Raw genomic sequence first — 26,283 nt, 5'->3', positions numbered from 1 at the left:
GGTTACGGAAGGCACCCTACGTGATGCGTTTTAAGTAGATTTGCACGGTTTGGCCCGCGGCTTTTGCTTCGACGGGATCGACACCGGGCAGCGGCTCGAACGAAATCTTGGCGCACAGCGTTTCACCTTGCAGATAATCCCCAAAGTCGGTGATCGCCTGACGCAGCTCGGGACTATCGGTGACGATGCCCAGTTCGATGCGGTCGGTATATTCACAGCCGCTATCGCGTCGCAGGTTCTGGATCGAATGCACCAGATCGCGCACGTGCCCTTCGGCAATCAACGATTCGCTGAGCTCGGTCGAGAGAACGACCACGGCGGCTGGCCCCTGCGCCGCGGCCCAGCCGGGCTTGGCTTGCAGGCGAACTTGCAGGTCCTGCGCGTCGAGTGACACCGGGCCGTCAGGCAGATCGAAAGTAACCGCGCCGTCGGCTTCCATCTTCGCCAAGAGCTGCGCCGCGTCAGCCTCAGCCAGTGCCTTTTTCATAGCGGGCAATTGCTTGCCCAGTCGTGGGCCGAGGCGTTTCAGATCGGGTAGCACGGTATAGCTGATGTATTGATCGGCCTTTTGGGTGTATTCGACGTCTTTGACGTTCAGTTCGTCGCGGATCAGGCCGCCATGCTCTTCGAGCCAGGCGCGATGCGTCTGGTCGGCCAGGATCACTTCAACCTTGGCGAGCGGCTGGCGGACCTTCAGCTTGGCATTCATGCGAGCGCTGCGGCCCAGCGACACGATTTCGCGCACGAGCAACATCCGCGCCGACAGCTTTTCATCAATGCGCGCGGCGAGTGCCTCTGGATAATCACACAGGTGTACGCTTTCGCTGGCGCCCTTGCCGAACGGTTCGGCCACGAGCCCTTGCCATAGCGTCTCGGCCAGAAACGGCACGAACGGGGCAACAAGCTTGGCCGTCGTCAGCAGACATTCGTACAGCGTCCAATACGCATCGAGCTTGTCGGAACCCTTGGTGGCAGCTTCACCGCTCCAGAAGCGGGCCCGGCTGCGGCGGACGTACCAATTCGACAAGGCGTCCACAAACGCCGTGATCTTGGCACACGCATTGAAATTGTCGTAGGCATCCATCCGCTCGATCACGGCGGCGCTCGTGCGGGCTAGCTCGCTCATGATCCAGCGGTCAAGTTCGCTGCGCTTCTCGACGGGGCGATAGTCGGAAGCCTTCGCAAGATCTTCTGGGGCGAGTTGCCCGGCCTCGCCCGCCAGGGACTTGGCCGGATCGAACCCGTCGATGTTGGCGTAGATCACCAGGAAGCTGTAGACGTTCCACAACCGCAGCAGGAATTCCGGGATGCTGTCCTTGATCGCCTGCTCGTTGTAGCGGATCGAGGTCCAAGGGGGCTGATTGGCGAAGAAGTACCAGCGCAACGCGTCCGCGCCATAGCGATCGAAGATCTCGCCCGGCTCGCGATAGTTCCGCTTGCTCTTGGACATCTTCTGCCCGTCCTCGCCCAGCATCAGCCCGAGGACGATGCAATTACGGAACGGGTGGGGATATGAATGCGAATCAGCTGCGTTATCGGCTGTTTGGAGAATCTTGCTGCCAAATCGAGATTCGTGTTGAATGTTTTCCCAAGGCTCATCGTTCCTCGGGCGCTCGCCGAACAGCAGCGTGCTAATCGCCAACTGGCTGTAAAACCAGCCGCGCGTTTGATCGATCGCCTCGCTGATGAAATCAGCTGGAAAATTCTCCTGGAATACTTCGGCTCCATAAGCTGCAGGATAACCCCACTGTGCGAAGGGCATGGCACCCGAGTCATACCAGCAGTCGATAACATCCGGCACCCGTCTCATTCGCCGACCAGGACAGCATGGCGAATCGTAGGTGATTTCGTCGATGTACGGCTTATGGATCCTAAGATCCTCGACGAGATTCGGAAACTTTTCCTTTGCCAAATCCCAAGCTTCCGTGCCGCGCACGCCTGGTTTTGCTAGAAGCTCGGCGTAGCTGCCGACGGCTTCTTTGGTGTGCTCGAAATCCCTCGCCGTTGAACCCTCGTCGTTGCAGCACTCGCAAATCCAAATCGGCAGCGGCGTCCCCCAATAGCGCTCGCGCGACAAGGCCCAGTCGACGTTCGTCGCCAGGAAGTTGCCGAAGCGGCCGTCCTTGATGTGCTCGGGCAGCCAATTGATCTGCTCGTTGTTGGCAAGCATCTGCTCTTTGAACTGCGACGTCTTGATGAACCAACTTTTGCGCGGGTATTGAATCAACGGGTCTTCATCAGCCCGCCAGCAGAACGGGTAATCGTGCAAATACTGTTCTTGATGCCACAGCAGTCCGCGATGCCGCAGCTCGCGCGAGATATCACGATCGCACTCCTTCACCCAGCGGCCTTGATATTCGCGCGTCGCTTCAACAGTGAACTGACCGTTTGGCCCGACAGGACATATCAAGGTCGGCCCTTGCATATGTTCGAAGCGATCTTCCTCAACGCAAAGGACTTCAAAATCGTCTTCGCCAAATGCCGGCGCGATGTGGACAACACCGGTTCCACTGTCAGTCGAAACGAAGTTTCCCGGAACAATTCTCCAACATGGTCTTAATCGTCCTCCTCCCGTGAGTTCACGGTCAAGGATTTGAGTACCCGCTACCGACTCCTTCATCATCGTCCCACCGTCAGGATAAAACCAATTGAACGGTGGCACGTAACTTCGGTCGAGAAGCCTATCCCCCATCAGCTTCGTCTCAACGTGTAGCTCACGCTTAACCTTCTCGGCCAACGTTTCGACCAGGGCCGAGGCGACTATGAGCTTATGCTTCACGCCTTCGTGCTCGTCAACGACGACCGAGTATTCCAGCCCGGGATGCACGGCGGCGAATTGATTGCTGGGCAATGTCCAGGGCGTGGTGGTCCAAACCAGTAGGCTGGTGTCGTCGTCGAGCCCGAGCTGTTTTGTTTTCTCATCGGGCACCAGCGGAAAGCGCACGTAGACGCTCGGATCCGCGACCTCGCGATAGCCCTGGCCGACTTCGCCCGAGCTGAGTGCGGTCCCCCCTTGGGCCCACCACCAGACGATCTTATGCCCCTGATAGAGCAGCCCGCGGTCGAAAAGATTCTTCAGCGACCACCAGACGCTTTCGACATAGCTCTGATGGTACGTTACGTAGGCATGATCGAGATTAATCCAGAAGCCGATCCGTTCGGTGAGCCGTTCCCACTCTTGCATGTAGCGCCACACGCTTTGCTGGCAGCGGTGGATGAAGTCCTCAATGCCATGTTTCTCGATCTCTTCCTTCGAGTGGATGCCCAGTTCCTTGCAAACCTCGACTTCGACGGGCAGCCCGTGCGTGTCCCAGCCGGCCTTGCGCTCGCAATAACGGCCGCGCATGGTCTGATAGCGCGGGAAAACGTCCTTGATCGAACGGGTCAGGCAGTGCCCCGGATGCGGCATACCGTTGGCTGTCGGGGGGCCTTCGTAGAAGACGAATTTTGGTGCCCCCTCGCGCCGTTGCAGCGACTTTGCGTAAATAGCATGCTCGCGCCAGAATTTGATGATCTTGATTTCGAGCTTGGGAAAATCGGCAGTAGGCGTAGGGCTAAACATAGGCGATTCTTCGAGCGAAAACGAACAACCGGCCCACGGCCGGCCGGACAGAATAGCCCACTAGAGCAGCCAGGGGGCGATTTATCAATCGGGGGAAGCGTGCCGGTACCGTACGAACGCGGCGGCAGAATCGCGCCACCACCGGCTGGATTTATGGACAAACCGCTTGAACAAGACACGATTGCACCGTCTAGCGTTCGCCCGCGATCCGCCCCAGCACTCCCAGCACGATTGCACGCAGCTTCGGCTCGCTTTCGGCCGCCGTGGCCAGAATCATGTCGATGTTGGCCGGCTCGAGCGCGTCTGGAAAGCACATGTCGGTGATCACCGACAGCCCTAGCACACGCATGCTCGCATGCACGGCCACGATCACCTCGGGCACGGTTGACATGCCGACCACGTCAGCTCCGATTGTGCGCAAGAATCGATACTCGGCCCGGGTTTCCAGGTTCGGCCCTGTCACTGCTACATAGACACCGCGGTGGGCGATAAAGTTCTCGCGGCGGGCGATCTCGAGCGCGCATTCGATCAAAGCCGGATCATAGGGGCAGGACATGTCCGGGAAGCGCGGGCCAAGGGCATCGTCGTTGATGCCGATCAACGGGTTGTCCCCCAGCAGATTGATATGGTCGTCAATGACCATGATGTCACCACGATGATGGAACGGATTCATGCCACCGCAAGCGTTCGAAACGATCAGCGTATCGGCGCCCAACGCCTTCATCACGCGCACGGGAAACGTGAGCTGCTGCTGCGAATAACCTTCGTAGGTGTGAAAGCGCCCTTCCATGGCCACGACGCTGACGCCCGCGAGATTGCCACAGACCAGTTGCCCGGCGTGGCTGATGGCAGTCGAGCGCGGAAAGTGTGGGATCGATTCGTAAGGGATCGTCGTCTGATCAGTAATCTCGCGCGCCAAGCCCCCGAGCCCTGTGCCCAGAATGATGCCGACGCGAGCCGGGCGATCCCACTGTGAACGAATGAAGCTGGCAGCTTCGGCGATGTGCGCGGCGAGGTGGAGCATCGGACTGGTATCTGCCTGACAAGGTTGCGACGAGAACACTCGCAGCAATTTACGAAACCGGTGGAAAAGCCGCCAGTAGCCCGGCGCTTGTTCGCCACCGAGTTCGCCGCAGGCACTGCGACAAATGCAGAAGGTTCTAAGAAATTGTTAGCGGTTGATGAGGAGTGTCGGCATGCCACCTGCCATGCTTTTCCGCCACAGGCGGATAAGCATGCCGACCGAGATTGGCTTTCGGGCATGCCTATTCTGCATGCGCAGAAAAGGCATGGCACCGACGGTGTCGAAAGTCAGACCAGCGCCGGGGCGGCCAGCTAGCTCAGAATGCCGTATTCGCGTAACAGCGCGCGATAGGCCGGATCTTCACGCAGCGAATCGAGATCGCCGTCATTCTCCAAATACTCGAAATCGTCGTAGCCCTGCTCGAGGGCCTCGCGGAGTGCCACGATCGCCTCGCGGCTATGGCCCCCCACAGCCAGGCTGCAGGCCAGGTTGTAGCGCACGACGAAATCGTCCGGCAGCAGTTCCGCCAGGCGGCGGTCGATCACCAGGGCCCGCTCGTGCAGCCCCTTGCGCGACAGCAACTCCCCCTGGCAGCGCAGTACATCAATGTAAGTGGGATCACGCTCCAGGATGCGCTCGTAGAACGCGATATCGAAATCGAGCTGCCCCTTGGCGAAGGGCTCGTTCTTGCTCGCGGGCTTACCCTGCGGAGTCGCAGAGGGTGAGTCGTCTGCCGATGGCATGGATGATTCTCCCGGAGGTTACAACCTTCGATCGTTCGCTCGGCAGTCTTAGGGGCACGTCGCGGACCGACCGGCTATGGCCATTTTCACGACCTCAAGGTCCGTCCGCTAAGAATAGCTTACGCAACCCTGGCCTCTCGACAAGGGCAGTCGCCAGCACGCTCGCGAAATACGAGCCGATTCCCTGCGATTTCTAACGATTGAGATTGTTCAAAGGGCTGGACACAAGGTGGCTGGAAACGTGACTTGACGTTGCGCGGAGAGCTTCTTCTTGTAAGGCCGTCGTGCGATTACGCACTATGTCAGCGGTACCGCTTAGGCGCTTGTTCCTTTGAAGTGGGAGCTTTGCCGCGTGCCAACAGCGCCACGTCTCGACCAGCCAATTCAAAGCGATCTCCGCAACGGTCTTCGAATTCAGCGAATTGAATCGACTGGCGATAGTGCTCGCGCAGATACTGCTCACACAACGGACGCGTCGACGGATCAACCAATAGCCGCACATTCTGGCAATCAAGCGCGGCGCGCAATACGTCGCTCGCTCCGAAGCGCTGTTTGATCGCTTCGCAAATCGGTGTCCGCTGCGGCCAGGCCACGATGAACAGATGAAAGTTCTTCAGCTTTTCAAAACTGTCGAACGGCGACAGCGCGTCATACCGGCAGTATTTGCCGAACGCCACATACAGTTGGTCATCCTGGGGCGCGATGCGAGCCACGGTCTCGTAAAACGCATGGCGTGCGGCCTGCATCGTGCGGCTGCGGCGCAGTTGACGATTGGCCGCCATCACGGTGCCCACCACGGCCACGATCAAGACGGCATGGATCAGCGTGGGGTGCAACAAGACCCGGGCGCCCGGCCGAAACCACGTCACCGGTGTAATGAAACAACGCACGGCCAACGCGGGAAATCTGCGCCGTGGCCAGTCCACACTCGCGCGGCTGTTCATCAGCGCCAAGACCAGCGGAAATGTCAGGGCCGGAAAGTAGACGCGCCCCGGAGGGGGCTTAAGAAAAATGGCCACGCCGCAGAGGATCGCGACAATAAGCACGCTCGTCACCGCGAGCATGAGCACGTTTCGTTGCGTTCGCGCCAGGCACCAAATCAGTAGTGGCGCCGCTAGCATCGAGGGCCACAGCGATTTATCCAGCAGCATGTCACGCACGGATCGCCAGTGATGCGCCGGCGTCTGACGGCGCTGAGGCCAGGGATAGCTCTCCAGCACCCGCTCGAGGTGCGCTTCGCTGTACACCTGCGCATTGTCGAAGAACCAGTCCGCGATCAGGGCATGGTCGTTTTCGCTCCAGCCCACGGCGTCGAAGACGTGCGCCGTTTCCGGTGTGTATCGCGTCCAGCCATAGTCGTTGAATTTGACGCGGGTCTTATTGAACCGCAGAAACTCGCGCCAGCCCGGATCGCGGTTGTAGTACGCGTCGTGATACACGGCAAAGCCCAAGACCACGACTGCCCCCAGCGCGGCACTCGCCATCAAGCGCATCAGCGTGCCCTTGCGCAGCGGCCATATTGTGACGGCAACGGCCGGAGCGGCGATCAGCACGGTGCCGATCATCGATTCCAGGCGGATGAGCGACGCCAGCACAAGCAGCGCCACGCCACAAGCAAGCTGAGCGATCATCGAAGATCGAGGATTCGATTGCCGTCCTTCTACGGAAACCAGCCATAGCAACAGACCCGCCTGGGCTGCCAGGGCGGCGGTCGAGGTGTATTGCACGTTATTGAAATAGACAATGCCCACGATGGCGAAGAACAGCGCGAAGAGGGCCAGTCGCAGCCGTGAATAGCCTGACGCGATCACCGCATACAGAATCGCGGAGAGGGCCAAATACTGCGTCGCGGCGAGATACAACCCGTACCAGGCAACGGCAGGTAGCGCCGTATAGAGGAACTTCAGCGCCAGGCCGATCACGACGTTCGTGAAGACCAGATGTTCATCAGGCGCGAGAGACGCCCCCTTGCCGGCGGCGAACATCGCCATCCAGGGATCATCCTTGGTGTCGTAACTGGGCGAGAGTGTCACTAGCGCTAGCGCAAACAGGCCCGCCACGGTCAGCAGAGAAAAACGAGCCGGCGCACGCCGCGCGAACCGCTCGAAGCCGGCGACCAACAAGGCCACGGATGCGCGCAGGCGCTTCATGCGGCGCGGAGCATGCTCGGTCTGCGTTTTGAAACTGGCTTGCATCGGCCGTAATGCCTCGGGCATGCGCGCTCAAGAGCTGGGCGCAGCGATAGCGCCGTCGTCGACTCGTATCGGGTCAAAGATTCCCGAACTTGCGGATTAATCGGCCACACTCTGCCAGCAACACGGCGTCACAGTTTGCCGTGCTACCACAGTCGCGCTGATTGCGGTGCCAGCGGCGTCTCATGTTCAAAAATCGCGCAAGTCGAACTAATCCGCAAGTTTTGCCAGAGCCCGGGCGATAAATGGACGTGAACGTTGGACGACAACGGTTCAGGGGGAATCCCATCGGCTGCTAGCAGCGCTCGCGGGCGCAGCGGGCAGAAACAGTTTCAAATCGACCGCGGCACGGAAGCCAGCGATATGCTCCCACGGATTCCCTTTAATAAGCCGTTCATTGCCGGCAAGGAGATGTACTACATCGCCCAAGCCGTCGCAGCCGGCAAGATTGCCGGCGACGGACACTTCACACAGCAATGCGCCCGGCTGCTGGAACGCGAGTTCGACATTCCCAAAGTGCTGATGACCCCCAGTTGCACCGCGGCCTTGGAAATGGCTGCCATTCTGTGCGACCTGCGGGCCGGCGACGAAGTAATTCTGCCGTCGTACACCTTTGTTTCGACCGCCAACGCATTCGTACGCTTGGGAGCGAAACCGGTTTTCGTCGACGTCCGCCGCGACACGTTGAACATTGACGAAGACCTGATCGAGGACGCGATCACACCGCGCACCAAGGCGATCTGCCCCGTGCACTACGCCGGCGTCGGTTGTGACATGAATCGGATCATGGAAATCGCCGAACGGCACGGACTGCTGGTCGTCGAGGATGCCGCCCAAGGAGTCAACGCCACGTACGAAGACCGCGCCCTGGGCGCGATTGGCCATCTCGGCGCCTACAGCTTTCACGAAACCAAGAACTACGTCTGCGGCGAAGGGGGTGCCTTGTGCATCAACACGCCGGAGCTGATCGAACGGGCCGAGATCATTCGTGAAAAAGGGACCAACCGCAGCCGGTTTTTTCGCGGCATGGTCGACAAGTACACCTGGGTCGACGTGGGCAGCTCGTACGTTCCCAGCGAGCTGTGTTCGGCGTTCCTGTTGGCGCAATTAGAAATGCTGGCCGAGGTCTCTGACCGGCGCCGCATGCTCTTCGAAAACTACGAGCGGCTGCTCAAGCCCTTGGCGGCAATGGGGCTGCTCTCGCTGGCAAAACTGCCCGCCACCTGCCAAACGAATTACCACATGTTCTATGTGCTGCTGCCCGACTGTCCGACGCGCGATGCACTAATGGCCAGTTTGAAGCAGGACGGCATCGGCGCCGTGTTTCATTATGTGCCGTTGCACTTGTCGCCGATGGGCGAAAGCTTCGGCTATCGGGCGGGTGATCTGCCAGTGACCGAAAATCTGGCCGGCCGATTGCTGCGGTTGCCGTTTTATTTCGATCTGTCACTCGAAGATCAACACGAGGTCGTGGCGCACGTCACGCGATTTGCCACGGCCAGCACGGTAGGTCGTGCAGCAGCTTAGAACGACACTCGTCGCGGTAAGTCCGGATTCCTTTCGGCAGCAAGCGCGGACGAAGCTAAAAAACTATGTGCGCTGGATAGACGCATTCGGGGCAGGGCCAAATCGAGACGAGGAAATTGGCATGCGATACAACCGCATCGGCCGCGCCGGCCTGCAGGTAAGCGCCGTCGGGCTCGGGAACTGGAATACCCACGGCGTGACGCTCGAGAAAGCCGCGGCACTCGAGATCCTGCGTGCCGCACGCGACGCCGGCATTAACTTTCTCGACACGGCCGACACCTACGGTCGGGGTGAGGGCGAAACAATCCTCGGCGAATTTCTGGCCGAGTCGAATCGCGATCACTTCGTCGTCGCCACCAAGCTGTTCTTTCCGATGTCTGCTGATCCCAACGATCGCGGCCTGTCGCGCAAGCACATTGTCTGTTCGGTCGAGCGTTCGCTGCGACACTTTCGCACCGACTATATCGACCTCTTGCAATGCCACCGCTTCGACGAGCAGACGCCGATCGACGAAACCGTCGCCGCGATGAGCGATCTCGTACGGCAGGGAAAGATCCTCTATTGGGGCGTCAGCCGCTACAGCGACCAGCAGGTCATCGCCTGCCACGAAACCGCCGCAAGACTCGGCGGACAGGCACCGATCAGCAATCAATTCACCTACAACCTGCTGGAACGGCGGGTTGAACAGAACGTACTGCCGGTATGTCATTCGTTGGGGGTCGGCGTCATCGGCTATTCGCCGCTGGCGCAAGGAGTCCTCACCGGCAAGTATCTTGGCGGCGAATGCCCAGCCGGTTCGCGCGCCGCGAGTGCGCTAACGCGCAAAGATATGTGGCAGCATCAGGCGGATACTGAACCTGTCGTGCGCGAGTTACGCGCAGTCGCCCTGCGGCACGACATGGATCTGGTAACGCTGGCGATCGCCTGGTGCTTGCGTTCGCCGGCGGTGTGCGCCGTGCTGACCGGCGCGTCACGACCAGCACAAATCCTGCACAACGCGCGGGCCGCTGGCGTCGAACTCAGCGCGGAATGCGTCGCCGAGATCGAGGTGGTATTCGCCGGCAACCGCAATGAAACGAAAATCGTACCGAACCTGCATCCAGCCCTGGTGAGTCAAGGGAGTTCGTTGCCATGCAACTAGTCGAATATTGGATCGACGATCGCAAAGTTTCCTTCCAGCTCGACGGCACGACCGAAGCCGGACCAAAATCCGTCTTGCTCGAAGCTGACGACAATGTGATTCGCGACTCAGGCTGGGACGACGTCGGTTATTGCGTCGCTCCGTTTCTGGTCGAACGAGACCTCGCTCAAATGTGCGCCGGCTTCACGCGGCTTATTCGGGACGAACTCGCACTGATCGGCGTTAAGACCGACGATACGTTTCATCTGGCCGGTTATCACCGCCTGGTCAACGACGAACAGCACGCCGCGATCGTCAAGCGGACACGCATCGGCTTTGAGCGCGAGCAATTTCCGATCTACCTGGGGTTGATCGAAGATCGCGTCTCGGAAATCTGCCGAGCGCCATTGACAATCGACGGCGCGCATTACTCGGGCCGGCCGTTTTTCCTGCGAATCGTCCGCCCGCAAAAGCAACAAGACAATAATCCGCCTCATCGCGATGTGTGGCTCGATCATTTGCGCGACGGCGTGAATATCTACGCGCCCGTGGCCGGCAGCAATCAGCTATCGTCGTTGCCGGTGCTGGGGGGAAGCCACAAATGGTCCGAGAGCGAGATCGAACGCTCGGTCAGCGGCGCGCGGATCCAGGGGCTGAACTACACAGTGCCGACCGTGACAAGGGCGCGACAGCCGATCATGCTGACCCGCCCCAATCCACAGCCGCACGAGGTGTTGGTCTTCTCGCCCTATCTGATTCATGGCGGTGCCGTGAACCTGAATGCGGACATGACGCGCGTATCGCTGGAAATGCGGTTATGGCGCAAGTCGTAAACAGGGCCGCCAAAGGTAATTTCATCAACGACGAAGTATCGGGGACGCGCCGTGGGTGATTGCAATCAAAGTTGTGTGCGTGGAATCGCGGGTTCGGTTAGCGCCGCGCGCGCTGTCGAGCTGTCGATCGTCGTGCCGGTCTACAATTCGTCGGCGATCCTGCCGAGCCTGATCGAGCGGCTGCGCCCTGTACTTGATGCATTAGGCAAGAGCTACGAAGTGCTACTGGTTGAGGACGGCAGCCCTGACGATTCGTGGCGCGTGCTGAAGGAGCTGCAAAGCCAGGATCCGCAGCACATCGTGGCAGTGCAGTTGATGCGCAATTACGGCCAGCACAACGCGCTGATGTGCGGCTTTCGCCACGCTCGCGGGGCGCTTATCATCACGATGGATGACGATCTACAGCATCCGCCGGAAGAAATTCCCAAGCTGCTCGAAACTATCACGGCCGGCGATTTGGACCTGGTCTACGGCTGCTACGACAAGAAGAAGCATCCGCCGCTGAAGAACATCGGCTCGAAGATCGTGAACATGTTCTTCCGCCATGTGTTTCGCCTGAGTGTGACCGTGACCGCCTTCCGCATCTTTCGCCGCGAGTTGCTCGAAGCGATTCTGCCCTACAAGCTGCCCTTCACTTTCATCGACGGGCTGTTGGCGTGGAATACCCGGCGCGTCGGGAAGGTTACCGTTGAGCATCATCCTCGCGCCGCCGGGCGCTCTGGCGATTCGCTCAGCAAAATGGTGACTCTGGCGCTAAACCTGTTCACCAACTTCTCGCTGCTGCCTTTGCAGATGGTGTCACTGTTGGGGGGCGCGGCCGCGGTCTGCGGCTTACTGGCTGGCGTCTATTACCTGTTTCGCTATTTCACCTCCAGCATCACGACGCCGGGATACGCTTCGATCATCGTCTCGATTCTCACGCTCGGCGGCCTCCAGCTTTTGGGGCTGGGGGTGATCGGCGAATACCTCGGCCGCCTGCACCTGAACGTCAATGGCAAGCCGCAATATCGCGAGCGCAACGTGCTGGACCATGTGAAGCAGGACGACATGCCCAGCCGTACACGCCGTTCGGCCTGACGCTTGCTGCGCTGCACGCACATCCGCCCGTTTCAAACTTCCCACGATCTTCTCACCGCGACGGAGACCGCTCGATGGACGCCACGCAGATGACCGACGGCGCGCAACTGGCGCGGCTCGCTTGGGAGTGCGAGCATTTCGGTTTTCCCGTGGCGCGGCTCGAAGGCCGAGGGCGGGCCGATTCTGCCTTGTGGTGCGGCCTCGCGGCGGCGCGCCGCGAGGGACTGCACCTCGTGGTGTTGACGACCGAAACTGGGCGAGAACTTCCGGCCGAGCTGCTCACGGAGTTCTGCGGTGGCCTGATGGATCGCAAGGCAACCTTCGCGCGATCGCTGTTGACGGTTCCGGCGGACGAACCGGCGTGCGAGAACCTGGCCGAAGAGATCACCGAGTATCACGAGTCGACCGTTTCGCCATACCTGTTGGACCTGGCGATCTCGTCCGGCGTTTATTCGCGGTTTCGCGTCGACCCCTGCTTTCCGCACGTTGTATTCGCGGACATGTATCGCACCTGGATCGAGCGCAGCGTGCGGCATGAAATTGCAGACGTGGTGCTGGTCGCCAGCGACTCCGGATGCCCGGGGGGGCTGAGCGGCTTTGTTACGATCGGCCGCGATCACGGCGTGGCCAAGATCGGCCTGATTGCCGTGGCCGACCAGGCGCGCGGACGGGGCGTCGGGCGGCGATTGATGACGGCCGCGCACCGTTGGATGCGAGACCACGGCGCGGAATCGGCCCAGGTCGTGACGCAATTGGCAAACGCGCCGGCGTGCGGGTTGTATCGACGGTGCAGATATCGGCTGTCGGCGCTCGAGCACTACTACCATATGTGGCCGCTAACCAGGGCAGGTGAACGGTGAAGGGGTTGACTCGTTTAACTTGCCGCGCGCTAGCGCTCTCCTTCTCACGCCTCAGCATGCCGCTGCCGACGCGGCTGCCCGAGCGTCCGTTCATACGTCGTCGTTATGTCGTGCGCGACGAACCGGCACCAGTGGCACGACCGACCGAACGCGGTCGCAGGCTCGCACTGACGCTGTTCGTTGTCGGGCCGGCGGCGCTGGTCGCATTGTTATTGGCCACGGTTTGCGGCGGGACGATCCTCGATTGCGTACCGCTCTGGTACGACGAGGTCTGGTACTTCAACGAGTTGTCGGTCTTTCACACCGCCGGTTGGGACGGTGGCTACACCATCAGTCACGAGTGGACGGCGAAGTTGCCGGCCGTGCATTTTGGTCCGCACGGTCCATTCTTCGCCGCGTTCTATGGAACGATCGCCCGACTGACGGGCCTGCACCTGTGGACCGTGCCGGCACTGAATTCGGCATTCGTACTGCTCGCAAGCATGCTCTGGCTGGCGTGCTGCCGGCCAACCGCGCGACAGATATGGTTGGCGGCCGCAATTTTGACGACGTTCTGGCCATTGGTGCTGTATCTCCCCTCGTCGATGCAGGAAGGTCTGCATATGGCGGTGGCGATAGGGCTAGCCGGACTCTCGACATGCCTCATTCGGCGCCCCGCGAGCCGAGCCTTGCTCGCTGCGGCATTGGTAGTCGTTGTGGCTGCTTCACAGCTGCGCGTGACATGGGCCTGGGTGGCCGTGCCACTGTTGTGGGTAGCGCTCCGTCCGCGAACCGCGCGGCAATGGACCGGGCTGGCGGTGGTCGCGGCACTCATCGTACTTCCGTTGTATGTCGAGGCGATGCTCGTCAACGCCCCCTTCAATAACTTCGTTCATAAGGTCGCCCTGCGGGCCGAAACGTCCAAGCTAGCGGCCGTAGGAATGCTCTTCGGCCACGGCTTTAAAAGCCTGCTTCTTTATGTCGCCCCGACCCGCGATACCTGGCTGCAAGTCGGGCTGCGCTACCAGGTGCTGCTGGTCGCCGCGGCCGCGGCACTGCACTTGAATCGAGCACGTCGCGAGTCGTTCGACGATGACGAATCGCCGCGTCAGGCCCCCACCGAGATGGGCTTCGTGTTGTTGAACCTGCTCTGCGTCGTGGGTTTCGTCATCGCTCTGTATGACGTATCCGACTGGCGCGATTATCGGGTCGTGGCACCCCATTTGTTATTGAGCCTGATGGTGCTCGTGGCCTCGGGCGCGCGGCAATGGATGACCGGGTATGCCGTCCTAGCCGCGATGATGGGCGTGTTGGTCGTACCGCAATTTGCTGCGTTTCATCAGGCCAGATGCGCCGTGGACCCGGCCGAGATTGCAGCGTTCGGCGAGGAAGGCGGCGATGCCCTGGAATTCCGACGAGGCACAAGCGCCTGGGACAATACGCTCCTAATCGACGTCGAGCATATCGAATCCCCGCTTCTGGCGGGCTTGCCCGGCGGGATTGGCGTTTCGGTCGTCAGCAATTGGGAGCGTCAGACCTGGCCACCACAGGCAAAGTACCTGCTGCTCAAAGACACACTTGCCGCGCGCCTCGGCGCGGCACAATCGATGCGCAAAGTTGCACACACAAGGCTCGGCGGCGTTTACGTGCAAACGCGATAGTGGCGCTGAGCACGAATTGGCCGGGCTCTTGCTGTTCGAGCTTCCCGGTGTGGCGTTCTTGCCCACACGTTCACTCGTCGAGAATCTGCGGCACTCTCTGCCAAAGCGCCCGCGCGATCTTTGCGATTTCTCGTTCGTGCCTTGCCGGCGCACGACCGCGCTAACGACTGCTTTGCACTATTCGTGATTGCCGCGCGATCGCATGTTGCGCGTGATTTGCGCAGTCGAAGAGCCAACCCAAGTCGCAGCTAGCACTTGTAACGATTGCGCGGGCCGTTCACAGCGACATTGCCGATTCGTCAGGTAATTCGGGCACATGAAAAAGTCAATGCATGCCATCTAGTTTTTGCATAATCTCCAGATTAACATAAAGTCCTGCCTTCAAGGTTTGGACAACCGCCGAGGTCAGCGTTGGGGATCGCCTGCCGGTCCCTTCTTCTCACCCCCAACGCTGGCGACTAACCACAGTCGTCCCTCGTCAGGCAGTCGGTTAGGGATAAATCCCCGCCCTCTTTACTCACTCCGAAAAGACTGCCCATGTTCCGCAGACTCAAGGTCCGCAAGGCCCCGCGTCCCGCTCCATCTACGCGCACGAGCTGGCTGCCGCGCAAAAAGCTAGTCTTCGAGATGCTCGAGGACCGGATCGTGTTCTCCTCGGCCTCGATCATCGCCGAGAACGCGCTCCCGGGCACGCCGCAAAGCGTGTGGGACCTCGACGGAACAGCTTCGGACAACATCGAGGGCTTCGCCGCACAGTTCAGCATCGATCACGGCCAGACCGAACAGTTCAAGGTCAACACCGACGCATCGTCCTGGCACATCGATATCTACCGGATGGGCTATTACGGCGGCGACGGCGCGCGCCTCATCACGACCATCACTTCTCACCAGGCGCAAGATCAGCCCGATCCGATCACGGATTTGAACACAGGCCTGGTGGATGCGGGCAACTGGAGCGTGTCGGCGTCGTGGAATATTCCAGCCACGGCGGTTTCGGGCGTGTACGTCGGCAAGCTGGTGCGCGACGACGGCACGTTCGGCGAAAGCCAGATCATTTTCGTCGTTCGCGCCGACGACGATCCCTCGGCTATCGTTTTCAAGACCTCCGACTCGACGTGGGAAGCTTACAACGACTGGGGCGGTAGCAGCCTGTATGGCACCGACCTGGGCCCGGACGGCCGCTCTTACGAAGTCAGCTACAACCGCCCGTTCACCACGCGCGACCGTATCGCAGCGAACTTCTACTTCGGAGAAGAGCTGGCGCAGACGGAATTCATGGAGCAGAACGGCTACGACGTCACTTATATCGCGTCCGTCGATCTGGATCGCGATCCGGGCATTTTGCTCGACCATCAAGTCTTCATGTCCGTGGGGCACGACGAGTATTACTCCGCGGCCGAGCGGAATGCCGTCGTTGCCGCCGGCGCGGCTGGCGTGAACTTGGCGTTCTTCAGCGGCAACGAGATGTTCTGGAAGACGTATCTCGAACCGAGCACCGACGCCACCGCAGACCCGTACACGACGATCGTCTGCTACAAGGAAACATTCGACAACGCGCTGACCGACCCCCAGAATCCCGATGTCTGGACCGGCACGTGGCGCGATCCGCGTTTCAGCCCGCCGACCGATGGCGGCCAACCGGAAAACGCGGTCACGGGCCAGCTATTCATGAGCAATGGCGACGGCACTATCGGCTACGCCATGACGGTCTCGGCGGCGGACGCGAACCTGCGCTTCTGGGCCAACACCAGCATCGCGAAGCTGACCGGTAACCAGACCGCCACACTGGGCCAGTACCTGATCGGCTACGAGTTCGACGTGGATGCCGACAATGGCTTCCGGCCGGCCGGACAGTTCGACATTTCGTCGACGACGCTCAACGTCGGCGCCGTCTTACAGGATTACGGCACCACGTACGCGCCGGGCACGCTCACGCACAGCATGAGTATGTACCGCTTGCCCAGCGGCGCGCTCGTCTTCGGCGCCGGCACGATTCAATATTCGTGGGGATTGAGCGATGCGCACGACGGGCCGAGCAGCCCGGTTGTGAAGGACTTGCAGCAAGCGACGGTCAACCTCTTCGCCGACATGGGTGTGCAGCCCGGCAGCCTGATGAAGGGGCTGATCGCGGCCACGATGTCGACCGATCACACAGCGCCAACCTCGACGATCACGTCGTTGGCCAACAACGCGGTGCTCAAGCCCAACGTGGCCGTCACGATCAAGGGTACGGCCCAGGATTCTGGCGGCGGCGTCGTGGCAGGGGTCGAAATCTCGCTCGATGGCGGCGCCACCTGGCATCCCGTCACCGGCACCACCAGTTGGAGTTACACCTACACGCCGCACTCGACCGGCCAATTCCAGATCATGAGTCGGGCGACTGACGATAGCGGAAACACGGAAGTTCCCACGACGAAGCTCACGATCAACCCGAATACCAATCCCGGCATCTACTCGCTGTTCACAACCAGCATGGTTCCGGCGACGGTCGATGGCGGCGACGGCCAGGCGGTAACTGTCGGCTTGCAGTTCCGCACCGACGTCGACGGTTTCATCACCGGCATCAGTTTCTACAAGAGCGCGGCCAATACGGGCACGCATATCGCCAGCCTGTGGGATTCCAACGGCGTGGTGCTGGCCACGGCCACCGTCACCAATGAAACCGCCAGCGGTTGGCAGCAAGTCACTTTCGCTTCGCCAGTGCAAGTCCAGGCCGGAATGATTTACACTGCCGGTTACTACGCGCCGAACGGCCATTACTCGGCCGATCGTAACTACTTCGCGCCAGTCGGCGTCGATAGTGGTCCGTTGCACGCCGTACCACAAGGCGCCACCGGAACCAACGGTGTGTACTCGTACGGCAACAATCAATTTCCCACGCAGAGCTACCAAGCGACCAATTACTGGGTCGATGTAAAATTCAACACCGTACTGACGCTGGACACCACGCCGCCGACTGTGCAGAACGTCACCGCCGCCGGCGGATCGACGTCGATCACGACCGATTCGTCATTCGTGATCACGTTTAGCGAAGCGCTGAATCCCAGCTCGATCACCTCGAGCACGGTCGAACTGATCAACACGGCCAGCACCAACTTGCCGGCCGGCTGCTGCGGCGTGCCGAGCGGCTGGTGCAGCGGCTGCCCGTTGTCGATGGGCGCGCAGACGACCGTGATCAAGGCATACCTGTCGTACGACCCGAGCACCGACAGCGTCACGATCGTACCGAGCGCGCCGCTTTCTACATCGTCGATCTATAGCGTCTATGTGAAGGGCGGGGCGGGTGGCGTCACCGACATGGCCGGCAATGCCGTCACGAACGACACGATGCGCTCGTTCATCACACCGGCCCTGCCGAATTCCGTCGTTTCGACGGCCTTCCCCTCGACCACCGTGCCCAAGACCCTCGATAGCGGCGATAGCCAGGGGGTCGAACTGGGAATGCAGTTCGTCGCCAGCACCAATGGCACGATTTCCGGCGTTCGCTTCTACAAGTCCGCCGCCAACACCGGCGTGCATACCGGCAGCCTGTGGTCCTCCACCGGGCAGTTGCTGGCCACGGGTACGTTCAGCAACGAAACGGCCAGCGGTTGGCAGCAGTTGAACTTCGCCACGCCAGTCGCGATCACGGCCGGCCAGACCTATGTTGCCAGTTATCACACCACGAGCGGCCATTATTCGGTGACGACCTCGGCCTTTACCTCGGCCACGACCAGCGGATTCTTGACGATCCCGGCCAACGGCGGCGTGTATCTGTATGGCTCGGGCGGTTTCCCGAAGAGTACTGCGAATTCAAGTAATTACTCCGTCGATGTTGTGCTGCACACCGCGCCGCCGACCGACAACATCGCGCCGACCGTGACCGGTTACACGCCGGCCGCGAGTACGACCGACGTCTCCACGAGTACGTTGGCGACGGTAACTTTTAGCGAGGCGATCGATCCCAGCACCATCACGTCGACGACCGTCAAGCTGCTGGACGGCTCGAACATGGCGGTGCCGGCGACATTAACGTACGACACCGCTTCGCACACGGTGACAATCACACCGACGGCGCCGCTGTCGAACTCGATGTCGTACACCATCTTCGTCATGGGAGGCATCGCCGGCGTAAAGGACGCGGCCGGTAATCCCGTGGCCTCGAGCGTGGGATCGAAGTTCACGACCATCGCTGCGCCAGGCCCCGATGTGACGCCGCCGACTGTGTTGGCCTACAATCCGACATCCGGCGCAACGAACGTGCCGACCACGGGTCCGTTCACGATCACGTTCAGCGAAGCGTTGAACTCGGCTAGCGTCACCACGACGAATGTCATTCTGCTAAAGAACGGCGTAAACCGCGTGCCGGAAACCGTGACTTACAACGCGGCCACGCATTCGGCCACGATCACGCCCAACTCGCCGCTGTTAGGCTCGACCAATTACACGATCTACCTGCTCGGCGGATCGAACGGGCTCGAGGACCTGGCTGGCAACTCGCTCGCGACTGTCACATCGACCTTCGTGACCGCCGCGCCAGATACAACCCCGCCGACGATAACCAGCGTTTCGCCGACCAACAATGGAACGAACGTCGCTACCACGTCGCCGATTACCGTGACTTTCAGCGAAGCGGTGAATCCGTCGACGGTCAGTACGGCCACGATCTCGCTGGTGACCGGATCGAACGTTTCGATTCCGGGCACCGTGACCTACAACTCGGCAACCAACACCGCGACCTTTACGCCCACCAATCCGCTAGCCAACGGCGCGACGTACACCGTCGTGGTCAACGGCGGCGCTAGTGGCGTGACCGATCTGGCCGGCAACGCGCTCGCCGCGAACGTCAACTCCACCTTCACCACCGTTGTCTCGCTGCCAAGCGGTGGCGGCAATCAAACGCTGCCTCCGACGTCGTTGTGGGCCACGACCACGACGCCTACCACGCTCGACAGCGGGGATACACAGTCCGTCGAACTGGGCGTGAAATTCACCGCCTCGGCCAACGGCACGATCTCGGGCATCCGCTTCTACAAAGCCTCGACGAATACCGGGACTCATACCGGCAGCTTGTGGTCATCCAGCGGGCAATTGCTGGCAACTGGCACCTTTACGAGCGAGACCGCCAGTGGCTGGCAAACGCTCGTGTTCGCGCAACCTATCGCGATTACGGCCGGCACGACCTATGTCGCCAGCTACCACACGACGGCCGGACACTATTCGGCAAACCGTTCGTACTTCACCTCTGCGTTCAGTGCCAACGGGATCACTGTGGCGGCCAGTGGCGGCGTCTACGCCTACGGCAATAGCAGCTTCCCGTCGCAATCATACCAGTCGACGAACTACTGGGTCGACGTGCTGTACAACGCCACACCGGCCGATACGACACCACCGTCGATCACTGGTATCACACCCGCCAATGGTGTTGGCAACGCTGCTGCGAATTCCACGGTGACGGTCAGCTTCAGCGAATCCTTGAACGCGGCAACGGTAACCGCTACTAGCGTCTCGCTGCGTGATTCGAACAACAATGCCGTCGCGGCCACGGTCACGTACAACAGCTCGACGAATACCGTCACGTTGACGCCGTCGAGTGCGCTGGCCGGCGGTGCGGAATACACGGTCGTCGTTCTCGGCGGTTCGACCGGCGTGAAGGACGTCGCCGGAAACGCCCTGTCTTCGACCACCACGTCTTCGTTCGTGACGGCCACGCCCGACACGACTCCGCCGACGGTCACCGGCATTGCGCCGGCCAGTGGCGCGACAAACGTGGCGACCAATGCCACGCTCAGCGTGACTTTCAGCGAGGCCTTGAACGCGGCGACGGTCACGTCGTCGACGATCACGCTGATGAGCAACAACACCGTCGTCCCGGCAACGGTCAGCTACAACTCGACCACAAATACCGCCACGATCACGCCGACCAGCGCACTCTCGAACTCGACCGGCTACACGATCACGGTCGTCGGGGGTTCGTCAGGCGTGAAGGATCTGGCCGGCAACGCCCTGGCCGCGAACGCGACATCGAACTTCACGGTCGTGGCGGATACGACTCCGCCGACCGTCACTGCAATCAGCCCCAGCAGCGGTGCGACCAACGTCGCAATCGGCTCGCCTGTGACCGTCACGTTCAGCGAGGCAATGAACGCGGCGACGATCACTTCGTCGACGATCCTGCTGAAGAACGCGAGCAATGTGACCGTGGCCGCCACGGTCAGCTACAACGCGTCGACCAAGACCGCGACGCTCACCCCGACCTCGGCACTGGCGACCTCGACCGGCTACACGATCACGGTCATCTCTGGCTCGTCGGGCGTGAAGGACTCGGCCGGCAACGCCCTGGCCTCGACTGCGACCTCGTCCTTTACGACAGTCGCCGGCGATACCACTCCGCCGACGGTCACCGGCATCACGCCGGCTGGTGGCGCGTCGAACGTGGCAATCAACTCGGGCATCACGATCTCGTTCAGCGAGGCATTGAGTGCCGCCACGGTCAGCTCTTCGACGATCACGTTGAAGAACTCGAGCAACGTCACGATTGCCGCCACGGTCAGCTACAACTCGTCCAATAACACCGTGACCGTGACGCCGAGCGCCGCCTTGGCGAACGGCACTAGCTACACCGTCACCGTAACGACCGGAGTGAAAGACCTGGCCGGCAACGCGCTGGCCAGCGCCGTCACCTCGACATTCACCACGGTCGCCGCGGACATTACTCCGCCGACGGTAACCGGCATCACGCCGGCCTCGGGCGCGACGAACGTGGCGATCAATGCCGCGATGACGATTTCGTTCAGCGAAGCGCTGAATTCCGCGACCGTGAATTCATCGACGATCACGTTAAAGAATTCCAGCAACGTCGTGATCGCCGCCACGGTTAGCTACAACTCGGACAACAATACCGTCACCGTGACGCCCAGCAGTGCTTTGGCAAACGGTACGGGCTACACCCTCACCGTGACGACTGGCGTCCAGGACCTGGCCGGCAACGCGGTGGCCGCGAACGTCTCCTCGACGTTCACCACGGTCGCCGCGGCACCAGTGGTCAGCAGCTTGTGGCCCAGCACAACCACGCCCGCCACGGTCGACAGCGGTGATAAGCAAGCCGTCGAGGTGGGCGTCAAGTTCAGTGCCAATACCAGCGGCTACGTCACGGGTATCGAGTTCTACAAAGCCGCCGCGAACACCGGGACGCACACCGGCAGCCTGTGGTCCTCGACCGGTCAATTGCTGGCCACCGGCACCTTCACCAATGAAACGGCCAGCGGCTGGCAAACGCTTGTCTTCTCGACGCCCGTCGCCATCACCGCCGGCACCACTTACGTCGCCAGCTACCATACGACCGCCGGACATTACTCGGCCAGCCGGTCGTACTTCACCTCGTCCTTCACCAGCGGTGCTCTGACCGTCCCGGCCAACGGCGGTGTGTACACCTACGGCACGGGCGGTTTCCCGACGACGAGCTACCAATCGACCAACTACTGGGTCGACGTCCTGTTCAGCACGACTCCGCCTGTCGATAACACGCCGCCGACGGTGACCGCCGTGACCCCGGCCGGAGCTTCGACGAACGTCGCCACCAATTCCGCCGTGACGGTCACCTTTAGCGAAGCACTGAACGCTGCTACGATCACTTCGAGCACGGTCACTCTGCATGATTCGAATAATGTCCTCGTACCCGCCACGGTGACGTACAACGCGTCGACCAAGACGGCGACATTGACGCCGACTAGCGCACTCTCGAACTCGATGACCTACATGGTCACGATCAGCGGCGGAGCTGGCGGAGTGACCGATACGGCTGGCAACGCCTTGGCGACGAACATCTTCTCCTCGTTCACCACGATCGGGAAGGTCGGTGCGTCCAGCACGTTGTTCGCTGCGACAACCACCCCCAGCACTGTCGATGGTGGTGACAAGCAGGCCGTCGAGCTGGGCGTGAAGTTCACGGCCAACGCCAACGGCTTCATCACCGGGGTGCAGTTCTACAAGAGTGCTGCCAACACTGGCACGCACACCGGCAGCCTGTGGTCATCCACCGGACAACTGTTGGCCACCGGCACGTTCGTGAACGAGACCGCCAGCGGTTGGCAAACGCTGGTCTTCTCGACGCCCGTCGCAATCACGGCCGGCACGACCTACATCGCCAGCTACCACACTGCGTCGGGTCACTACTCAGTCAACCAGTCGTACTTCACGACGTCCTACACCAGTGGCGCACTCACCGTGCCGACCAATGGTGGCGTCTATCTCTATGGCAACAGCGGCTTCCCGTCGCAGACTTACCTATCGAGCAATTACTGGGTCGAACCAGTTTTCGCCGCGATCGGTAGCTAATCGTACAGGCCAGGTGGCGAAACGCAGGTAGCGAGATGCGCAGGGATGCGTCTCGCTGCCGGCGGAGGTCTGGCCAAGTCGTTCCATCGCTGCTCCGCCGCTGTCGGCAAACCTCGATCGATGTCGCCGTGCTAGCGCTGAATGCTAGCAAGTCTCGGCTCGCGACGTTCCACGGCCCACGCGCTACTGAGAGCGGTCTCTGTCACGAAATGCGCCGGCAGAGTTCAAGTAACCGGCAAAGTCGATTCGATACAGACCAATGTCGACCGTCGGGACGTCCTCTGCGCGTGGGGCCGCGGTCATGCCGCGCGCTACGCCCCGTACCACGGATGACCGTGAGGTTTCGCTGCTTCGCTTGGGAGCTATTCGCTATGCGCATTTGCTTGTACACCGACACGGCCCTTCCGTTGCTGGGCGGTCAGGAAGTGGTCGTCGATGCGCTGGCCCGGCACTTTCAGGCCATGGGGCACGAGCCGATTGTGCTGGCCCCGCCGCCGCGGCACTTGTCGCTTGCCGATCACGAGTTTCCGTATCCGGTTATTCGTCATCCGCGTTTTATTTCAACGCGGCACTTCATGGAGTGGTACAAGCACTGGCTGCAGCGTGCGCATCGGCAGCACCGCTTCGACCTGTTGCACTGCCATTCGATTTATCCCTGCGGCTATCTGGCCGCGCTCTGCCAGGGAAGCCTCGGAATACCGACCGTGATCACGAGCCACGGTGGTGACGTACACATGACGGGGCGTCGACTATCGAAGCCCGGCCTGCCGCCACGCTACGCACGCAGCATTGCCGCGGCGGACGCGCTGATTTCGATCAGCCGTTTCACGCACGATGGTTTTTTGACGCTCTGCCCCACGGCTCGCAACATCGTCTCGATTCCCAACGGTGTGCATCTGGAACCATTTACCGAGCAGGCCGCTCGACCAGCAGGCCTGGACCCCAGCGTGCGCGCGGGCGAGTATTTCTTGTTCATCGGCCGTTTGCATCATCGCAAGGGGATCGACGTGCTGCTCGATGCCGTGGCGCAAGTGCCGCCGAAGCAGCGGGCGATGCTCGTCATCGCGGGGGACGGGGACGAGCGGCAACCACTGGAGGCGCAATGCGCGAAGTTGAACCTTGGAAGTCACGTCCGATTCGTCGGCTCGGCAAAAGGTGCGACCAAGACCTGGCTGCTGCAAAACACCCGCTTCGTCGTCACGCCATCGCGCGTGTGGGAAGCCTTCGGGTTAGTGGTTCTAGAAAGCTATGCCGCGGGGCGCGGCGTGATCACCACCACGCTGCCTGGCATGATGGACCTGGTCGAGCCGGAGCGGACGGGCTTGCTCGTACCGCCAGAATCACCGGCGGCGCTCGCCCAGGCAATTAGCAGGCTCGTGGCAGACACGGCCCTGACTCAACGCTTCGGTCAGAATGCGCGTCGTATCGCGCAGCAGTATGGTTGGCGAACGATTGCCGAGCGGCACGTCGAGCTCTACGAGCGGCTGACACACGCTCCGGCCCTGCGTCTGGCGGCATAAGGCCAGGCGATTCTCGCTCAAGCGGCGATCGGCATGTCGAGCGCTACGCCCGGCATATCGAGGAAATCGCCGAGCGACTCCTGCACGCGCTGCCAGTATTTCGGCGCCCATCGCCGGTAGGCCGCCACGATGTCGTCGCGCTCGGCCAGCGCCTGGCGAATGTAGTGCGCGATAATCTCGTTGCGCTCGGGGTATTCGACGACCAGCCGGCTGTGCAGAAAGGCCGAATCGTCAAACAGATGCGAGTTAGGCCCCAGCAGGCAAGGCGTACCCTCGGCCAGGCTTTCCAAGGGCAGCATAGGGCAGCATTCGGACAGCGTGACGTACAAGTTCAAATGCATCGAAGCCAGGTGGGCCGCGATCTCGGCCTGCGGAACCGGCTGGCGGCGGATGCGCGCGTCGATCTGCAATTCGCGCGCAAAGTCTTCGACCTGTTCCGAACCGCCGGCCACATGCACAACCGCACCTGGAATCTCCGTCGTGGCGGCCAGCATCGCAAAGGGAAGCTTGCGCCAGATTGCCAGGTTCACGGCAGCCACGCCCAGGTGAGGACCGCCAGCCAGCGGCACCGATGGTCCCACGGGCACCTTCGGCACCCCGTGCAGCACGAGCGACGCGGGAATGTTCTGCCGACGAAAGACTTCGGCCATACCCGACTTCGCGAAGCCGATTTTGCGAACTCGCTTTTCGGCCACCAGTTGCTTCAGTTCTTTCAGTCGCGTCCAACTGCGGGCACTGGACATCATGAAGCTGTTATACCACGTGACATAGACGTCGATCTTGCGCGGCGCTTGGGCTAGCGCATCGAGCAGGTGCAAATACGTCGGCGGTATTTCCGCAAACACGACGCGCGATGTGCCGGTCGCCACGATCAACTCCGCGATGCGCGCCGCCGAGCGTTTGGTCAGCCCGTCGAGTACTGGCAAGCAGGTGGGAAACAGGTTCACCGTCGAACTGTAGACGCCGCGCCACTCGGGCTCGACCACGGCGACCGCCCAGGGCGTCTGTTTGGCATGCCGCGCGAGCCATTGTTGCTCGTCCAAGCCGCGCAAGGGGTCGGCCATGCGGCGGCGTTTTTCCAGAAATCTGCGAAGCGCGGACATGCACCAATGCTCCCGAACGAAAGGGGGATCGTAGATTCGGCCGAAAGCAAATAGCCGCCGCGTGGCCTAAGTGTCAAGACCGATCGCGTGCTAGCAGATGAAAACTGGGCGAAAACCCGAGAGGCCAGCGTGCCGCAATCATTCGAGAGAAAATCCGCAAAGCGCAATAGGAGCGAAGCGCGTCACTCGTCGACACGGCGATAGACACCCCAGTTTTGCTTAGCCAGGACCGACAAGAATTCGTCGAAGAGGCCCCCCGCGGCACCAACACCGATGCCGATCGTGTTGATCGATACCCTGCGGCTGTAGTTGGCGCGCGTGATCATCTGCACGATATCCGCCGGCGCCGAAACTTTGCCACCGTGCGGCGCGCCGTCCGTCAGGAAATAGATTGCTTCGGCATCGAATCGCAGGGCCGCCTCGAGCGCATCATAAGAGGCGGTCATGGCGTCAGCCTCGAGCATGTTGATCCACCGCGCCGCGGCCTGCTTCATGTTGGCGTTCGCCGGGACCAGTTGCCGTTGCCAAGGGTGTACCATGCTATTGAAGGCCACGATGCTGAACTCGACATCCTCGGTCAAGTCGTTGACGGCCTGCTGCAACTCGCGCTTTGCCGCCATCAAGCGCGGGCCGAGCATGCTGCTCGACGTATCGATGATGAACACGATTTTCTGGGCGTAGATCGACAGCCCGTAATACATCGACGCGCCACGGCCACCACTGCGTCCGGCGGCGAAGTCCTTCACATCCTTGCGGGCCCCGACGG

The 26,283-nt window shown here is 61.1% G+C and carries 14 protein-coding genes; 8 read left to right on the top strand and 6 right to left on the bottom strand.

Going from position 1 to position 26,283, the window contains the following annotated elements; translation table 11 throughout:
• Positions 1 to 16: 16 nt before the first annotated feature.
• The 4 genes from ileS to VGN12_19695 all read right to left on the bottom strand — a co-directional run bounded on the left by ileS (position 17) and on the right by VGN12_19695 (position 7,524).
• On the bottom strand, positions 17 to 3,562 hold the full coding sequence (gene ileS / locus VGN12_19710) for an isoleucine--tRNA ligase (GenBank protein ID HEY4311682.1): 3,546 nt from the start codon (positions 3,560 to 3,562) through the stop codon (positions 17 to 19).
• A 190-nt stretch (positions 3,563 to 3,752) separates the two neighbouring features.
• Positions 3,753 to 4,586, bottom strand: coding sequence for a purine-nucleoside phosphorylase (locus VGN12_19705; GenBank protein ID HEY4311681.1), 834 nt, complete (start codon positions 4,584 to 4,586; stop codon positions 3,753 to 3,755).
• Between the two features lie 311 nt (positions 4,587 to 4,897).
• The gene (locus VGN12_19700; GenBank protein ID HEY4311680.1) at positions 4,898 to 5,329 is read right to left on the bottom strand and encodes a hypothetical protein; all 432 of its coding nucleotides are present in this window, start codon (positions 5,327 to 5,329) and stop codon (positions 4,898 to 4,900) included.
• 302 nt (positions 5,330 to 5,631) lie between these two features.
• Positions 5,632 to 7,524, bottom strand: coding sequence for a hypothetical protein (locus tag VGN12_19695; GenBank protein ID HEY4311679.1), 1,893 nt, complete (start codon positions 7,522 to 7,524; stop codon positions 5,632 to 5,634).
• Between the two features lie 360 nt (positions 7,525 to 7,884).
• On the opposite strand from VGN12_19695, the gene rffA reads away from it, so the two are divergent.
• From rffA to VGN12_19655, 8 genes are all read left to right on the top strand, one after another.
• Complete coding sequence (gene rffA, locus VGN12_19690; GenBank protein ID HEY4311678.1) at positions 7,885 to 9,048, top strand: dTDP-4-amino-4,6-dideoxygalactose transaminase; 1,164 nt, start codon at positions 7,885 to 7,887, stop codon at positions 9,046 to 9,048.
• Positions 9,049 to 9,169: 121 nt separating this feature from the next.
• Complete coding sequence (locus tag VGN12_19685) at positions 9,170 to 10,189, top strand: aldo/keto reductase (GenBank protein ID HEY4311677.1); 1,020 nt, start codon at positions 9,170 to 9,172, stop codon at positions 10,187 to 10,189.
• Positions 10,180 to 11,001: a hypothetical protein gene (locus VGN12_19680; GenBank protein ID HEY4311676.1), complete on the top strand. Its 822-nt coding sequence runs from the start codon at positions 10,180 to 10,182 to the stop codon at positions 10,999 to 11,001. The genes VGN12_19685 and VGN12_19680 overlap by 10 nt, the downstream gene beginning before the upstream one ends.
• A gap of 75 nt (positions 11,002 to 11,076) precedes the next feature.
• Positions 11,077 to 12,078 carry a glycosyltransferase gene (locus VGN12_19675; GenBank protein HEY4311675.1) on the top strand — a complete coding sequence of 334 codons (1,002 nt, stop codon included), beginning with the start codon at positions 11,077 to 11,079 and terminating at the stop codon, positions 12,076 to 12,078.
• A 74-nt stretch (positions 12,079 to 12,152) separates the two neighbouring features.
• Positions 12,153 to 12,938, top strand: coding sequence for a GNAT family N-acetyltransferase (locus VGN12_19670; protein HEY4311674.1), 786 nt, complete (start codon positions 12,153 to 12,155; stop codon positions 12,936 to 12,938).
• 5 nt (positions 12,939 to 12,943) lie between these two features.
• Positions 12,944 to 14,578, top strand: a complete 1,635-nt coding sequence (locus VGN12_19665) for a hypothetical protein (protein HEY4311673.1) — start codon at positions 12,944 to 12,946, stop codon at positions 14,576 to 14,578.
• Positions 14,579 to 15,115: 537 nt separating this feature from the next.
• The gene (locus VGN12_19660) at positions 15,116 to 22,894 is read left to right on the top strand and encodes a DUF4082 domain-containing protein (protein HEY4311672.1); all 7,779 of its coding nucleotides are present in this window, start codon (positions 15,116 to 15,118) and stop codon (positions 22,892 to 22,894) included.
• 371 nt (positions 22,895 to 23,265) lie between these two features.
• Complete coding sequence (locus VGN12_19655) at positions 23,266 to 24,414, top strand: glycosyltransferase family 4 protein (GenBank protein ID HEY4311671.1); 1,149 nt, start codon at positions 23,266 to 23,268, stop codon at positions 24,412 to 24,414.
• Between the two features lie 17 nt (positions 24,415 to 24,431).
• Here VGN12_19655 and VGN12_19650 read toward each other — a convergent pair whose 3' ends face one another.
• Positions 24,432 to 25,517, bottom strand: coding sequence for a hypothetical protein (locus tag VGN12_19650; protein ID HEY4311670.1), 1,086 nt, complete (start codon positions 25,515 to 25,517; stop codon positions 24,432 to 24,434).
• A 182-nt stretch (positions 25,518 to 25,699) separates the two neighbouring features.
• Positions 25,700 to 26,283 (bottom strand): VWA domain-containing protein (locus VGN12_19645; protein ID HEY4311669.1); only part of this gene is annotated, 584 nt, incomplete at its 5' end.

Source organism: Pirellulales bacterium, assembly GCA_036499395.1.
Taxonomy (GTDB): domain Bacteria; phylum Planctomycetota; class Planctomycetia; order Pirellulales; family JACPPG01; genus JACPPG01.
The sequence above is the reverse complement of the archived record's forward strand: the minus strand, read 5'-3'. Positions and strand labels throughout refer to the sequence as shown.